Below are 12,619 nucleotides of genomic sequence, written 5' to 3'. Positions count from 1 at the left end.
GGTGTCAGACGGACCTAGGGACAGGCGCGACCGAAAAAAAATGTGGGTCTGGCCCGGGGCGCGGTTGAGGTCGGCCGGAGTGCGCCCGGAGGCGGGATGTGGCGGGATGCGGCAGGGGGGGCGCGGGTGGAGGTCCATGTGGATCCTTTCCTCTGGTTCGAAGGGGAGATTGGCCGCCTGGCGTGCAGACGAAGCGAAAACGTGCGCGGGAGGCGATTTTTCCGGATATTTACCGGTCCCTTATGTTTTCGGGAGTTTCGCCTCTGCCGGCGCTCCGTGCGCATCATCGCCTCGGCGGGCACCTGCGGCGGATCGGGTGCATACGGAGCGGGCCGGATGATCCCGAGGGGCCTGCCGCGTGGCGCTGGCAAAGAGGCCACCGACCGGGGCCGCGACGGGCGGGCAGGGGGCATCGCGCTCCGGCCCGTCCTCGGCAGCGACAGCGGCGGAGGCGCCGGAGTCCGGGGCGGCGGGAGAGCCGAGCCGCCGCAGGACGTCGGCGACAAGGAAGCGGGACTGCCCGCCCGCGAGGATGTGCATCGGAGCGGTCTCGGCGTCGGCCAGCAGCGCGTCGATCCTTGCCTGCGGGCGGCCGGTGGCGCGGGCGAGGTGCGACGCCGGCTCGGCAAAGCCCGCGATCGGGGTCAGCGCGTGCCAGGCATTGCGCGGGCTCGCGAGCATCTGCTCGACCTGGGCCCGCAACATCAGATGCCGGTGCGGGCCGAGCACGAAGAGCGGCGGGTAGCCATGGCCCGGGCGGCGGAGCGCCTTGAGCAGGTCGTCGTTCTGCAGCCCGACGCGCGCCGCGACCCAGGTCGTGCGCACCAGGCCCTGGCCCAGCATCTGCGCCTCGGCGTCATCCTCCGGGTCCAGGCCGAGCAGCCCGTGGTAGACCCGCAGCATCGGGTATTTCCGGTTCAGCGCTGCCACGCCGAGACCTTTCAGCAGCGGCCCGACGCCATTGCGCGAGAGCGTCGACCAGCCGGCCAGGTCCTGAAGCGTCGCGGGGTGATATCTGTCGAAAACGGTCATGCTCTTCTCCTCTTGCGAGGAAGTAGGAACGTGTGACCCGGCGCGGAAATGAGCGCCGCCCTTTTGTCCAGGGAGCTGACCTCGGGGCCATCCTGCCGCGCGTTCCAGGCCCGCGCAGGTGCCTGCGCGGGCTGGTCCGTCGGGACGGGCGGGCGGCAAGATGGACCCGGTCGGCAAGCCCGGGCCCTGGGTGTGTTGGCCCGGGTCCCGGAGCTGAGACGTCTCGCGGCAGGTGCCGCGCCGAGTGCCTGCCCGGATGACGGAACCCCCGGTTCCGGGCCCATGGCACTGCAGCGATCTTCTCTTCAGCCCCCAGAAGGCCGACATGTTGCCATTCCAAGACGTCCGCCTGTCCGGAGACGCCGGCCCCTGCCTGGCCGGCACGTCCACCGCGTATTTCCTACGCCGAGGGGCGTAGTGCGGTCCCTGCCGGGATCGGCTGGAACGCGCCTCACCCGGCGGGTGATGATCTTCGGGATCGGCGGGTCGGCCATGGCGCCCGCGCGGAAAATCCCGGGGCATCCTGCGGATCGCGGATCTTGAAGGCGGGCAGGGGCCTGGAGGCAGGCCACAGGACGCCCGGCGACACCGGCAGGCCGCCCCGGGCTGCCGCAAACCTGGCAATGCCGCGCTTGCGGGCCAGGCCTTCGCAACACGCGATGCTCCTGCCGATGGCAAAACGCTTGCGGATTTGACCCTGGGCATCCACCTTAGACTAGGTCGTGGTCGAGCCCCGATGGGAGCGAGGTCTCACATGCAGATGGATATCGCAGAAGCGAAGGCGAAGCTGTCGCAGCTCGTCGCCGCTGCAGAACGCGGCGAGGAGGTGGTGCTGGCGCGTGCCGGGCAGCCGGTCGTGCGCCTCGTGCCGGCCGTCCCGGCGCGGCCGAGGTTTCGGTTCGGCGTTGCCGCAGGTGAGGTGAAGCACGTTCCGGACTTTCTGGAGCCCATGCCCGACGACGCGCGCGCTCTGTGGGACTGACCGCGGCTCTGCGGGATACCCACACCCGGGTTTGGACAAGGCTCGATATGCCGGACCTCGATCCCGCCGCCAGGGCGGCCATCGCGGACGCGCAGACGGTCTACGTCCCGCCCTGTGGGTACCACGAGATCCCGCAGAAACACAGGTCGGGGACATGGCCGGAGGTTGGTGCCATCGTGGCGCGTGTTCCGGCGCAATTGCGGGCGCAGGGCGGCGTGCACCGCCGAGATGGCGATGCTCTCGGGCGGAATGGACTGGAGCCACCGCGATCCCTTTGACCGGAGGATCGCGGCAACGGCGATCGCGTTGGTCTGCCCCCTGATGTCGCAAGATCCCGCCTTCGACGGGTTGGACGGAGTGCCGGGCTGGAAAGGCCGGCTGTGGTCCGAACAGTCCGCGCAGAAAACGTCGTCAGCACCTTCCTACCCGCAGTCCAGCACCTGGGGATGGCAGGGTGTCCTGCCGAGCAATGCTGCTGCACTCCCCGCAGGGGGCGGACCTTGCGGGCGGCTTTGGTGCGGCATCGCGGCTGTGGTCACGGGGCTTGGGCCGCGCCGGCGCGCCTGGGACCTGCCCGCGGCTGCGGTCAGGCTGGGCTCGCCAGGTCCATCCCGGGCAGGCTTTCCCGCCAGTCGCGGAGCCGGGCCAGGTGTTGGCGCGCAGAAGTTGGCGCCAGCAGGGATTGCTCGGCCTCGACGCGCTCGAGAAGCGTCTCGCTGACCAGCAGGCCGGGGGCCGGATCGGCCCCCCGGGGGAAGAGGCCGAGCGCGCGCAGGCAGCGCCACAGGAGGTGGGCGGCCTCGAGCAGCTGCTGGGGCGCGCCGTCGAGCGCGGCCTCGAAACGGCGGGGCAGGGGGAAGAGACCGTGTCTGCAGCGGGCGCCTCGCGCCGGCATGGGGCCCAGGCACTGGGGGGGCAGAAGACCACTGGCGGCGACCGCGGGGAGCTCCCGCAGCGCGTCGAGACGCGTGATGTTGCGCGCCCAGGTCAGCCGCAGGTCCGGGCGCAGGCCGCGCTCGTGGCTCCAGGCCCATTCCCGGTCGAGCTGCCAGGGCTCGAGCCTGGCCTCTCCGGCGACGCGGGCCAGCGCCGCAATCGGGTTGTCGAGGCGCGCCACGCCCGCGTCGGTGATGGCCCGCTCGAGATCGCGCCAGCCCGGCGACAGATTGCGCGTCAGCCGGTCGGCCAGCCGGGTCAGCTCGGTCCGGTATGGCGCCAGGTCCGCAGGGTGGGCGACAAGCGCCGCGTCGGTCAGCGCGGCCCAGGGGATCTCCGCAAGCTCTGCGTCGAAACGCTCTTTGGCCGATGACAGCGTGTAGAGCTTGCGGACCGCGACGAGCTGCGCCTTGGCGGCAGGGTCGCTGTATCCGGCCGCTTTCGCCTCGCGTCGCAAGGCCTGCTCCAGCGCCGGGGGCAGCTCGCAATTGCCCCCCTTGCGCCCGTCCGGCAGCGACCCGATCGGCGGCGTGGGCAGGAGGTCGGGCAGCAGGCCGCGCAGCAGATCGAGCGAGCTGAGGCCCTGCCGCAGTCGAGAGCCATCGCCGTGTGTCCGTGCCGTTGCGACGAGGTTGGTTGCAAGCTTGGTGTCGATGCCCGCCGGGGAAAGCTGCGGGTCGAGCGCCTGTGCCTGTCGCCGGAGCAGCCGCAGCCCGCGAATATCGAGGCCGGCGATGGCCGCAGTCCGGGCCTGGTCGAGCAGCGCGTCCCAGGGGTCCCGGTGACCAACGTGCCTCAGGAAGTCGCGCAGGAGGCTGCGATAGGTGGTCAGCGTCCCGGGCGTCGCTTCGGGATAGAGCGCCTCGAGCCGGGAGATGGCGCCCTGGAGCACCTGGTCCCTGTCATCCGCTTCGACACCGTCGAAGAGCCGCGCGAGGATCCGCCGCAGGGTGGTGATCTTCTTCGTGGCTGCCTGCCGCGCAACCCCGAACCCCGCCACGTCAGCCTCGACCTGGCAGGGCAGGGGAGGCAGGGACCTGTCTGTCTTTGAAAGCGACACGCGCTCCGGCTTGGTTGGTCCGCAGGGCCGGTCCGGGTGCCTGACCCGGGCAAGCGTCAGACCCTCGGGAACGACACCGGTGTCGGCCGCACGCAGCAGTGCAATCAGCGCGCCGAGGGTGAGCGAGGCCCAATTCTCCGAAACACGGGTCGAGACCTTGGCATGGTAGTCGCGCGCGGCGTGTTCCGTCAGCACCTTGCGGCCTTGAGGTTGCAGGGCCAGAACACCGAGTTCCAACGCAAGCTCATAGGCGCGCCGGGCCCGCTTGGCGTGGCCCCTTGGCAGCCGTGGCACGGCGGCCTCGAGATCGGGCGGCAGGGGCAGCCGCAGTTTGACCCCGTCCACGTAGCGGGGCAGGGGGCCGATCATCTCATCGCCGAGCAGGCTGAGCGCGCGGAGCCTGGGCTGGTCCCGCAGCCGGTCGAGGGCGGCGAAACTGGCCCGCAGGGCACGGCGCTCCGAACCGCGGAGAGGCTGATCCGCCGCGAGGGCGCGTTCACGGGTGATCTCGCTCAGGGCGAGGCCCGGGAGGTAGGTCTCCAGCACGCGCCGGTTGACGGTCGGCGTGCCAAGGTCCCGGGCGGCCTGGTTCAGCAGCGGAAACGGATCTGCGCTGGCCCAGAGGCCCGCCAGCTTGCAATGGCGCAGCAGGCTTGCGCGGCAGCGCCTGTAGAGCGCGGCATCGCCAAAGGCCGTGGCAAGCGCTGCATCGGGGACCGCCGGCAGGGCGTGGCAGAAGGCCTCTTCGGAGATGACAAGCTCGGGAGACTCGAAAACGTCTCCCAGTGCACGCCGGGCAAGCGCCAGGAACGCGAGGGCTGATGCGGGGCCGGGAGAGGCCAGCGCGTCGGAGCTGATGGCCTGCTCGAGCTCGGGCAGGGAGTGCGGAAGATCTGGTGTCATGAGGGGGATATTGGTCGCAATGTCCGGCGCCGAAGAAAAAACTCCGGCGCGGAGAAAAAGGTCAAAAGCGGGGAGCCTGCCCGCCGCCGCGAGACGGTGGGCAAGGGGTGATTTGCGACCGGGATCAACCGCGTGGCAGGTGCAGGACCACGACCCTGTGCCGGTAATCGGTGGCAACGTCCTGCACCTGAGGATTAGTGCTCTGGGCAGGGACGGTTGCTGCGCTGAAGTCCTCTCGTCGCCGGGCTGCAATGTCTTCCCGGATTTCGAGGTAGGTATCAATGCTGTCGTCGATTGCCTCAAAGATGATGCCGAGGCGCGCGCCTTCGGTATTCGCCGCGAGGTAAGTCTCTCCACAGATCGCATGGATCTCCTCGCCGATGGAGAAGTTGAGCGAGACCTCGAGGAAGAAGCCATCACCGGACATGAGGTCCGGGCGGGGCGTGCATCGGATTTGGATCGGGACGAAGCCGTCCAATTCGGCCAACCGGATGACGCGATTGGGAGTGAGCTGTTTGCGCAGGTAGCGCGCGGCTTCCTCGAGAATCTCGACCTGGTCAAAGCCGAAGAATGCGGCGCTGGCGGGGGACTGGAAAATGCAGCACGTCATCGAGCTGAGCCTTTCTGTGTTGTGGTGTAGAGCTAAAATCGGAGCGACGGAGCCCGGACGGAAACGACCTGGCCGCCAAGTTTGAGATTTTTTCCTGGCGTGCCGGGCACCCTGAAGCTGCCCCCGGGGGAAACGGGCACAAGCGCGGCCTGGCGCGCCTCGCCTGGATCGGGCTCATGGCGCGCTCCGGGCGTGCTGGTGTTGGCGCGGCGCAGGGCGCGTCCGGGGCCAAAATTGCCCTCTCCAACGCGGCCGACGGCCTCTTTCAAGGGATTCTTTCAATTCCTTAGATTCAGGGGCGAATTCGTCTCGTAAAATCAGAGTGTTATGGCGGCGATGTCGCGGAAATTCCGGGCCGGGTCGCAGAAATTCCGCGCAATGTCGCAAGAATTCCGCGACATGTCGCAGAAGCTCCGGCGCGTGTCGCAGGAATTCCGTCGCAATTTCGAGGCGGTTGAGTTCCTCAGGACAGATCGTTGCTCGGTTGGGCGAGATCCGCCAGATCGCGTTGAACACGGGCATGGCGGAGCGCGTCCCGAAGCCCGATCTCGGCCGCGGCGCTGAGGTCTACGCCGAGCCGCCGGGCTTCGTCCAGAAGTGCTGCGTCGAGCGCAACTTCGAGGGTTTCGGTCCTTCGTGTCATCGGTGCCTCCGCCTTGCTTTGTCTTGTATCTTGCCGAGCAGCCGCGCGTCCGTCGAGCGGCGAAAGGGTCTGGCATGGGCGCGGCAGGACCGCCGCGGCTCTGTCCGCGGCGCTCGATGTCCTGCAAGCGCTGCGCGGCTCGGAGGGGGAGGGCCGGCGACTTCGCAAAGTGCCTCTATCCCCTTCCTTCCCACAAGGGCGTTAAAACTGCCCCATCGGCTCGGGTACGCCAAGCGTCGCAGGGGGTCTTACGCAGATGCTCAAAGTTTTTTGAAATTTCCACCGGCCAATTTTTTTCTCGCGGCCGAAAAGTTCCATGTTCTTCTCGAGCGGCGTGCCCGCTCGTGCCGCAAACCCGCACCGCCGATGGTGCCAAAAAATGAAAGCCAGATGATGAAACTCCAGAATATCGCCATTTTTGACGGACAGTTTCTCAACGCCGAGATCGTGACCGAGATCGGCACCATCGCCGTCGAGGCCGAAGTTATGCACTTCGTTCCCATCCAGATCGAGCATGCAATCTGGACGGAAACCGGGGAAGATGCGTTGTGCTACGTCGCGCAGCGCTTGGATGTCGTGCGCGACACGCTTGAAGCCGCGCTTCCCGAGCGAGCTTGAAGGGACGGGCGCCGATCCAGGAATCTGCGCTTGGCACAGTCGGCTCTTCGGAGCCGTCCATGTCGTTGCCAGAAAAGAACTGTGGGTTCTGCACGACGGTTTGTCGAAAGGGCCCAGGGGCGGCCTTCAACAGAACACCCCCTGGCAGATCGGTGGCGCGCTAGGCCATGAACGTGTTCCGTGAAGGCGAGGTTCCGCCGCCAAGCTGCAGCACGGGTTCTGGACGAGAGGCGGGCTCGCAAGGGATCCATTCAGCCTGAACCAGCGAGCTCGGCATGGTCCAGATCTGCAGTGCCCTGAATACCTCCGCGATCGTCGTGGCATATCACCGCGCTCCGGCTGCACAGATGCCCTGACGTGGGCCGTGCAACCGAGGGCGCGGGTGAACGTCTTGCCAGGGACGGGCTGAGTGCGGGTGTTCACGCCTTGCGCCCGAGGATCATCAGGCGCTCATGCTGTGAAATTTTTGCAGGATTTACACTTTCTACGCAGTCCGTTCCCCTGCAGCGGCCCTCAGCCCACAGGTCGCCGCCGCCGAAAGGTCTGGTGGCGAAAGCGTCGTAGCCCTCGAACCAATCACTCAGCGGGACATATGCCAAGCGGCCGCAGTGGAACGTTACTTCGATCCCGTGCTTTTCGGAGAGCAGGGCGAATTCATCGAGGAAGGCTTTCATTTTCTCGGGTGACATAGAGTCCTCATGTGGATTTTTTCAATCGACACGAAGATTGGCCAAATTGGCCTGCCACGAAGAAGAAATTCCTAGAAATGTTGACGGAATGTCAGGCACCATCAGGACGTCTCGGCGCACGCCATTAACAATCGGGAGGCGCCGGAACCGTTTTGGCCCGAATTGCGACCCAGTGGTAGAGTTAGCGTGCTGCTGTGGTCGCGTGTTGCACTGGCTCGTTGCTCAGTCGTCCTCGGCGTGGATCCGAGGCTCGGTGGGCCGCTTGCGCCGTCCTGTCACACACGGCACCAGCGCCGGAAGCTCGGCCTTGGGGGCGATTGTGCGCAGAGTCGCGGTGATCGGGACCCAGGGTGGGTCGTTCTTGGCGTGCGGCATCGCGTTCTCTTCCTCCGGTGAGCCTCTGTCAGAGTATACCCTCGCCCGACGAAGTCACGTCGGAATTGGACCCTTCGGGGTCGAGGCACGCGCCTGAAGCGTGCCTCGGCGCTTGAGGCCTCTGCCGTGCAGAAGACGTCAGGGACAGTATCGGTGCCTGGTCGTGATTGGACTGTCGGTGACACGACTTGTCGTCGGAGTTCGGGGGCGCCGCAAAGAAGATGTCGCAAGCCTCAGAATTTCGCATGATCTTGCGGCCGCGGGGCTGTTGGATCGCGATATCGTCATTGGTATCGGTGCCTTGGACGAGTGCTCCGTCAGCCCTGGTCGCCTGCAGCGCGATAGAGGCCGCGGGAGCGGCAGGTCAGGCGCTATTCCAGATCAATATCGTCCGGGACGGTGCCCCGAGATCTTTTGAACGCACGGTGCCAAACAGCATCATCTCTACGCCTCTTGATCAGCAGCATGGCCACGACAATTGCGCACCCCAAGGCGGATGCGGACAGAGTGGCAACGATCAGGAGGGCGGCCGTCTGCGTCATTGGTCGAGTGTATCTTCCTGCGGCATCTGCGGCGAGGGATATTGCGCCCGCCGCTCGGGAAGCGAAGCGCTGGCGGAGCAGGTCGTGGCGTCCGCAGTGGCGAATGCTGACCCGTTTTTTCAGTTTTCTTCTTCGCTGTCTGGAACGTCGGCCAATATTCATTCCGACGCAGCAAGACAAGGCTCCATACACCACCAGAGACCTTCCTAATTTGACGGCCGCGGCGGCGATATCGCCGTCCCAACCGACGCGGCCATCGGGCGGAACTGCCCCGGACTCTTCGATGGAGGTTCATCATGAACTCGATCATTTTCACCCACGTCGCCGAGCCCGTTGCGGGCGTGTCCATTCTCGACATCGGGCTGGAGCGTCTCGGCGCCTGGCTCGACACAGAGCGGGAGACGCTGGGCCGCGTATTTGCTCAAGCCGGCCGCTGGGAGACTGTCAGCGCGCTCGAGGCGCTGGACCAGCTTCATCTCGGCCCGGAATCCTCTACCGAGGACCTCCGGGAGTTGCTCGACCATGCCAGGACCTGCCTTGAGGTTCTGCTCGAGGCCCTGCGTGCCATTCCCGGACGCTGCGCACTCCAGACGGCGTGGGGCCTGCCGGGCCCGAGCACTTTCGATGCCCACCTGCGCTGGAGCGCAGCGCGGCTCTCGGACGTCGTCGCCGCCTTGAACCACGCGCTGGCAGCCTAATGGGCAGGGGTCCCGGGCATCGGTCTGGGACCCCATTGTGTCCGGCAAGGGCGCTGTTGCGCAAATTCAGGGGGAGTCATCTCGTGAATCCAGCATGCTAGCCGGGCAGCATGAGCAGACCTCCGCAGACGACCTACAAGACCACCAACTGACACAGTTACAATCAGGCTGTGACGCAGCGCGGTTCGCTGTCCGTCTGGTTCGATCCCTCGATGCAGCGGGAGGCGATGCCGTCCGGGCGGCGCGGCCGCCAGCAGTCCTATAGCGATGCTGCGATCCAGGTCTGCCTCGCCCTCAAGGTCCTCCTCGGCCTGCCACTCCGCCAGACGACAGGGTGTTGATTTCCGCCCAGAACTGATGGGGTGGATACCCCCCCGACGGCATCGCAATGTGCCAAGGTGATGTGGGTCACATCACAAGAGGGAGGAAGTATCCATGACAGAAATTACCATTGTTGGGCTGGATTTGGCAAAGCGGGTTTTCCAGGTTCATGGTGCGACGGCCGATGGCGGCGTTGCTATTCGCAAGAAGCTGTCACGGGGTCAGGTGTTGGCATTTTTCGCAGATTTGCCGCCCTGCGTGGTTGCTATGGAGGCCTGCGCCACGGCCCACTACTGGGCACGTGAGATCGGTGCTCTGGGACATACCGTCAGATTGGTGCCGCCTGCCTACGTCAAGCCATTCGTCAAGCGTCAAAAGAACGATGCGGCTGACGCGGAGGCCATAGCTGAAGCAGCCAGCCGGCCGACCATGAGGTTCGTCGAGCCGAAGTCATCCCGACAGCAAGCACGCGCCATGGTCTTTCGAACCCGCGATCTGTTTGTCCGCCAGAGGAAACAGACCATCAATGCGCTACGGGCCCATTTGGCAGAGCATGGCCTCATCGCAGCTCAGGGTCTGTCAAATCTCGCAGGGATCCAGCGGGTAGTTGACGAGGGAACAGCTGACTTAGAACCTTTGATAGCCGAGACTGGGCTCCGCAGACTGGAAGCGTGATCACGACACCGAAATATGGAAGTGGGCTGACATATATGCAAACCCCAAGGTCCGCGAGTTGATGACGAAGATCGCCAATTCCAAAGAAGCGGTCGTGCGGTTTAATGGTCAGCAATATTATGACGATGTGAAGATCACCGAACGAGACAAGCAAATTCTTCGCGACATGTTCGTCGTCGAGGAAGTCCTGAAGTCGGGGCCTGATGCCGAAGCCGAATTCTGCGAGACAACCCTTGGCAAGCCGCTCTCGCAGATTCAGCCCTTAGCAAGCTGTCATCGGCTTTCACAGTTTTTGAAACGGAGAGGTGCAAAGGCGAGGCTGCTGCCAAGTTGCAGCGCTGGGTGTCGATGACAGTCGAGCTCGCAACGAGCCCGTTCAGCCGGAACACGCGAGCTCGTGGTGGTCCAGATCAGCAGTGCCTTGGGCGCCGGGGTCGTCGCGGCACATCACCGCCGTCCGGAGAACGCGCGTATTCCAAGCACGCGCCCTCCGGCTGCAGAGACGTCCTGACGTGGGCCGTATAACCGAGGGCGCGGTAGCCCGAGCCTGTCCTAACCTCTCATGGGGAATGATCAGAAGATGGGTTCGAGCCGCGTGGGACAGAAACCCGCTCTTCACTCCGCCGGTGCGGCGGACATCACCACCGGCGGCATGTCACCGCCGGAGGTGCTTTCTCAGCCGCCTACGCGGCGGACAACTGGGCCAAGAGCCCTGAGAGGGAGATGGGATCGGACGGGGTGCCGCCAAAACCCATCTCCGCGACCGCCTGGCAGGCGGCTCTCGGTAAACCCTCACGGGGTATGATCAGAAGATGGGTTCGAGCCGCTTGGGACAGAAACCCGCCCTTCACTCCGCCAGTGCGGCGGACATCACAACCGGCGGCATGTCACCGCCGGAGGTGCTTTCTCAGCCGCCTACGCGGCGGACAACTGGGCCAAGAGCCCTGAGAGGGAGATGGGATCGGACGGGGTGCCGCCAAAACCCATCTCCGTGACCGCCTGGCCGGCGGCTCTCGGTAAACCCTCACGGGGTATGATCAGAAGATGGGTTCGAGCCGCGTGGGACAGAAACCCGCTCTTCACTCCGCCGGTGCGGCGGACATCACCACCGGCGGCATGTCACCGCCGGTGGTGCTTTCTCAGCCGCCTACGCGGCGGACAACTGGGCCAGGGCCCTGAGAGGGAGCTGGGATCGGACGGCGTGCCGCCAAAACCCATCTCCGTGACCGCCTGGCCGGCGGCTCTCGGTAAACCCTCACGGGGTATGATCAGAAGATGGGTTCGAGCCGCGTTGGACGGAAACCCGCTCTTCACTCCGCCGGTGCGGCGGACATCACCACCGGCGGCATGTCACCGCCGGAGGTGCTTTCTCAGCCGCCTACGCGGCGGACAACTGGGCCAAGAGCCCTGAGAGGGAGATGGGATCGGACGGGGTGCCGCCAAAACCCATCTCCGCGACCGCCTGGCAGGCGGCTCTCGGTAAACCCTCACGGGGTATGATCAGAAGATGGGTTCGAGCCGCGTTGGACGGAAACCCGCTCTTCACTCCGCCGGTGCGGCGGACATCACCACCACCGGCGGCATGTCCCGCCGGAGGTGCTTTCTCAGCCGCCTACGCGGCGGACAACTGGGCCAGGGCCCTGAGGGGGAGATGGGATCGGACGGCGTGCCGCAGCACTTGACCAAGGCAATTAGAGAACTCTTTGGGATGTCACACGACAAGACTCGGGAACTCCGCGTCGAGCCAGTACACTACCGCGAGTGCATGGCGCTCGAGATGATGAGCCGTTTTTCTCGCCCCCTGCATTGCTGCCATAGCTTCGGGAGGACGGTCGATTGAGGATGCCATGCGGTCCTCTTTCTTGACCTATCTCGGACACCGGGCTTCATTGCTGATCGACCGGCGCGGCCCGCTCGATCAGGTCATCCCAGTCGGTCGGGGGATCTTCCGACGCAAGGCGCTTCCGGAAGACCTTGTAGGCGTCGGTCTTGCTGCCGTAGGCCCTTTTGGTTTTCTCGTCATTCATCCAGCCATAAATGATGATCTTGGACTTCGTGTCGTAGCGGAAGAAGAGGCGGAACTGCTGCAGGAACTTCACCCGCTTCCAGGCGCGATGTTCCGGCCCGATGGTGTTGCCCAGGTCAAACATAGAGGAAGTTGGATCCGCCGGAATGACCTCCTTGGTCAGCTTCTCGATAGCCGCCAGCATTTTCGTGGTGGCCTTTTCCTGATAGGTATCGGGATGTTTTTCGCGGAGTCCATCGACGGTCGCGACGAGACCCTCGTAGCCTTCCGCAAAGGCTGGATCCTGCAGCAGTGTCCAGCCATTGACCTCTTCATTTTTGCCCCAAGTGACGGAGTTGGTCATGTGCAAGTTCCCTTTTGGATGGTCAGTGAGCTGCGGTATTGCCCCTCACACCGAGGAAATTGGTTTCTTCGGAATCCGCCAAAAGCAGAGCCGTTAGTTTTCTTGATTAATTTTGCGCAGGAGCAACGCAGCGGTCGTGGGGACAAAGAAATGCTAGGGCGATCGC

The 12,619-nt window shown here is 65.1% G+C and carries 10 protein-coding genes and 2 pseudogenes; 6 read left to right on the top strand and 6 right to left on the bottom strand.

The window, feature by feature from the left end; all coding sequences use genetic code 11:
* Positions 1 to 240 precede the first annotated feature (240 nt).
* A complete protein-coding gene (locus tag PVT71_RS28660) occupies positions 241 to 1,032 on the bottom strand; it encodes a hypothetical protein (protein ID WP_353476828.1) in 792 nt (263 codons plus the stop codon).
* 754 nt (positions 1,033 to 1,786) lie between these two features.
* Here PVT71_RS28660 and PVT71_RS28655 point away from each other — a divergent pair.
* Positions 1,787 to 2,014 carry a type II toxin-antitoxin system prevent-host-death family antitoxin gene (locus PVT71_RS28655; protein ID WP_353476827.1) on the top strand — a complete coding sequence of 76 codons (228 nt, stop codon included), beginning with the start codon at positions 1,787 to 1,789 and terminating at the stop codon, positions 2,012 to 2,014.
* Positions 2,015 to 2,600: 586 nt separating this feature from the next.
* Here the strand turns inward: PVT71_RS28655 and PVT71_RS28650 are convergent.
* The 3 genes from PVT71_RS28650 to PVT71_RS28640 all read right to left on the bottom strand — a co-directional run bounded on the left by PVT71_RS28650 (position 2,601) and on the right by PVT71_RS28640 (position 6,166).
* Positions 2,601 to 4,913 carry a hypothetical protein gene (locus PVT71_RS28650; protein WP_353476826.1) on the bottom strand — a complete coding sequence of 771 codons (2,313 nt, stop codon included), beginning with the start codon at positions 4,911 to 4,913 and terminating at the stop codon, positions 2,601 to 2,603.
* A 124-nt stretch (positions 4,914 to 5,037) separates the two neighbouring features.
* Positions 5,038 to 5,523, bottom strand: coding sequence for a hypothetical protein (locus PVT71_RS28645; RefSeq protein WP_353476825.1), 486 nt, complete (start codon positions 5,521 to 5,523; stop codon positions 5,038 to 5,040).
* Positions 5,524 to 5,986: 463 nt separating this feature from the next.
* Entirely contained in the window at positions 5,987 to 6,166 is a 180-nt protein-coding gene (locus PVT71_RS28640) for a type II toxin-antitoxin system CcdA family antitoxin (RefSeq protein WP_353476824.1), read from the bottom strand.
* A gap of 390 nt (positions 6,167 to 6,556) precedes the next feature.
* Between PVT71_RS28640 and PVT71_RS28635 the strand changes: the two genes are divergently transcribed.
* Complete coding sequence (locus PVT71_RS28635) at positions 6,557 to 6,784, top strand: hypothetical protein (RefSeq protein ID WP_353476823.1); 228 nt, start codon at positions 6,557 to 6,559, stop codon at positions 6,782 to 6,784.
* Positions 6,785 to 7,203: 419 nt separating this feature from the next.
* Here PVT71_RS28635 and PVT71_RS28630 read toward each other — a convergent pair whose 3' ends face one another.
* Complete coding sequence (locus tag PVT71_RS28630) at positions 7,204 to 7,473, bottom strand: hypothetical protein (RefSeq protein WP_353476822.1); 270 nt, start codon at positions 7,471 to 7,473, stop codon at positions 7,204 to 7,206.
* Positions 7,474 to 8,686: 1,213 nt separating this feature from the next.
* Between PVT71_RS28630 and PVT71_RS28625 the strand changes: the two genes are divergently transcribed.
* From PVT71_RS28625 to PVT71_RS28610, 4 genes and pseudogenes are all read left to right on the top strand, one after another.
* Positions 8,687 to 9,088 carry a hypothetical protein gene (locus tag PVT71_RS28625; protein ID WP_353476821.1) on the top strand — a complete coding sequence of 134 codons (402 nt, stop codon included), beginning with the start codon at positions 8,687 to 8,689 and terminating at the stop codon, positions 9,086 to 9,088.
* A gap of 170 nt (positions 9,089 to 9,258) precedes the next feature.
* Positions 9,259 to 9,423, top strand: a pseudogene (locus PVT71_RS28620) (transposase); the annotation flags it as partial.
* Between the two features lie 100 nt (positions 9,424 to 9,523).
* Positions 9,524 to 9,994 (top strand): annotated as a pseudogene (locus tag PVT71_RS28615) (IS110 family transposase); the annotation flags it as partial.
* Between the two features lie 151 nt (positions 9,995 to 10,145).
* Positions 10,146 to 10,436, top strand: coding sequence for a hypothetical protein (locus PVT71_RS28610; protein ID WP_353476820.1), 291 nt, complete (start codon positions 10,146 to 10,148; stop codon positions 10,434 to 10,436).
* A gap of 1,534 nt (positions 10,437 to 11,970) precedes the next feature.
* Here the strand turns inward: PVT71_RS28610 and PVT71_RS28605 are convergent.
* Positions 11,971 to 12,453 carry a type II toxin-antitoxin system YhaV family toxin gene (locus PVT71_RS28605; protein ID WP_353476819.1) on the bottom strand — a complete coding sequence of 161 codons (483 nt, stop codon included), beginning with the start codon at positions 12,451 to 12,453 and terminating at the stop codon, positions 11,971 to 11,973.
* Positions 12,454 to 12,619 lie beyond the last annotated feature (166 nt).

The organism is Salipiger sp. H15, from assembly GCF_040409955.1.
In the GTDB taxonomy this organism is placed as follows: Bacteria; Pseudomonadota; Alphaproteobacteria; order Rhodobacterales; family Rhodobacteraceae; genus Salipiger.
Note: the sequence above shows the minus strand (reverse complement) of the source record. Positions and strands in the feature narration are given on the sequence as shown.

What these genes read in the sequence shown, in the direction of transcription:
- PVT71_RS28660 (WP_353476828.1), bottom strand. Translation starts at nt 1,032, where the DNA reads ATGACCGTTTTCGACAGATATCACCCCGCGACGCTTCAGGACCTGGCC.
- PVT71_RS28655 (WP_353476827.1), top strand. Translation starts at nt 1,787, where the DNA reads ATGCAGATGGATATCGCAGAAGCGAAGGCGAAGCTGTCGCAGCTCGTC.
- PVT71_RS28650 (WP_353476826.1), bottom strand. Translation starts at nt 4,913, where the DNA reads ATGACACCAGATCTTCCGCACTCCCTGCCCGAGCTCGAGCAGGCCATC.
- PVT71_RS28645 (WP_353476825.1), bottom strand. Translation starts at nt 5,523, where the DNA reads ATGACGTGCTGCATTTTCCAGTCCCCCGCCAGCGCCGCATTCTTCGGC.
- PVT71_RS28640 (WP_353476824.1), bottom strand. Translation starts at nt 6,166, where the DNA reads ATGACACGAAGGACCGAAACCCTCGAAGTTGCGCTCGACGCAGCACTT.
- PVT71_RS28635 (WP_353476823.1), top strand. Translation starts at nt 6,557, where the DNA reads ATGATGAAACTCCAGAATATCGCCATTTTTGACGGACAGTTTCTCAAC.
- PVT71_RS28630 (WP_353476822.1), bottom strand. Translation starts at nt 7,473, where the DNA reads ATGTCACCCGAGAAAATGAAAGCCTTCCTCGATGAATTCGCCCTGCTC.
- PVT71_RS28625 (WP_353476821.1), top strand. Translation starts at nt 8,687, where the DNA reads ATGAACTCGATCATTTTCACCCACGTCGCCGAGCCCGTTGCGGGCGTG.
- PVT71_RS28610 (WP_353476820.1), top strand. Translation starts at nt 10,146, where the DNA reads ATGACGAAGATCGCCAATTCCAAAGAAGCGGTCGTGCGGTTTAATGGT.
- PVT71_RS28605 (WP_353476819.1), bottom strand. Translation starts at nt 12,453, where the DNA reads ATGACCAACTCCGTCACTTGGGGCAAAAATGAAGAGGTCAATGGCTGG.